At 71.8% G+C, this 974-nt stretch carries 1 protein-coding gene and 1 pseudogene; both read left to right on the top strand.

What is annotated here, in order from left to right:
• Window positions 1-287: pseudogene (locus tag SREC43747_RS0119250) on the top strand (succinate--CoA ligase subunit alpha); the annotation flags it as partial.
• 167 nt (window positions 288-454) lie between these two features.
• The coding region (locus SREC43747_RS20050) for a DUF5336 domain-containing protein (RefSeq protein WP_029723001.1) at window positions 455-974 on the top strand (520 nt) is incomplete at its 3' end.

Below are 974 nucleotides of genomic sequence, written 5' to 3'. Positions count from 1 at the left end.
TGGAAGCAGCAGCCATCGAAGCCGCGGCCCGGGTCGGCGAGATCGGTGGTGACGCCGAAGAGCGGGCGGCCGAGTACATCAAGGCCAACATCACCAAGCCGGTCGTCGGCTACGTCGCCGGCTTCACCGCCCCCGAGGGCAAGACCATGGGGCACGCCGGCGCGATCGTCTCCGGTTCGTCCGGTACCGCGCAGGCGAAGAAGGAAGCCTTGGAGGCGGCCGGTGTCCAGGTCGGCAAGACGCCGAGCGAGACCGCGCAGCTGATGCGCAAGATCATCCAGGGCTGAGTGCGGCGAGCACCGAGCAATCCGTCGGGGCCGGATCCCATTGCGGGACCGGCCCCGATGCTTCCTGCCCGGAAGCTCGCACCCGCCCTTGGCGGAACAGCGGGGAGATCGGATACCTTCGGCCGCGTTGGTGTCCACATTCACCACGACAAGGAGTTCGGCACAGCATGTCCGCGCCACATCCAGCACCGCAGCGGGAAACCCCCGGGCGGTTATCGGGCAAGCTCGATCGCAACCACGTCCTGCTGCTGGTGGCGGCAATCGCCGGCCCACTGGCCTACCTGGTCGGCATCACCAACCACGCGCTCTCCGGACTGGCCGGTTTCGCGCTCGTCACGGCCGGTGCGCTCGCCGGGCTGCGGTTCCTGCCCAAGGCACCCGACACGACCTTCGCCGCCGCCCCGCTGGCCGGTTATGCCGTGCTCGCCCTGGTCCGCCACCTGGTCAACGGGGGAGGCGGACTCGCCTACCTGCTGCTGGTGCTGGCCGTCCTGCAAACGGCCGCCCTCGTCGTGCTGCTGCTCGTCGAAGCCGGCGTGGTGAACCTCCCGGGCGGACGGTCGCAGCCGCCGCAGCCGCGCCAGACCGCGTCCCCGGCACCGCCGCCCGCGGCTCCCTACGGGCGTCCCGGCCCGCTGGGGCAGGCCCCGCCGTGGCAGCAGCCGCCCGCGGACGCGCCGGGCTTCG

Origin of the sequence: Saccharopolyspora rectivirgula DSM 43747, assembly GCF_000497205.1 — a bacterium.
Lineage (GTDB): Bacteria > Actinomycetota > Actinomycetes > Mycobacteriales > Pseudonocardiaceae > Saccharopolyspora > Saccharopolyspora rectivirgula.
The sequence above is the reverse complement of the archived record's forward strand: the minus strand, read 5'-3'. Positions and strand labels throughout refer to the sequence as shown.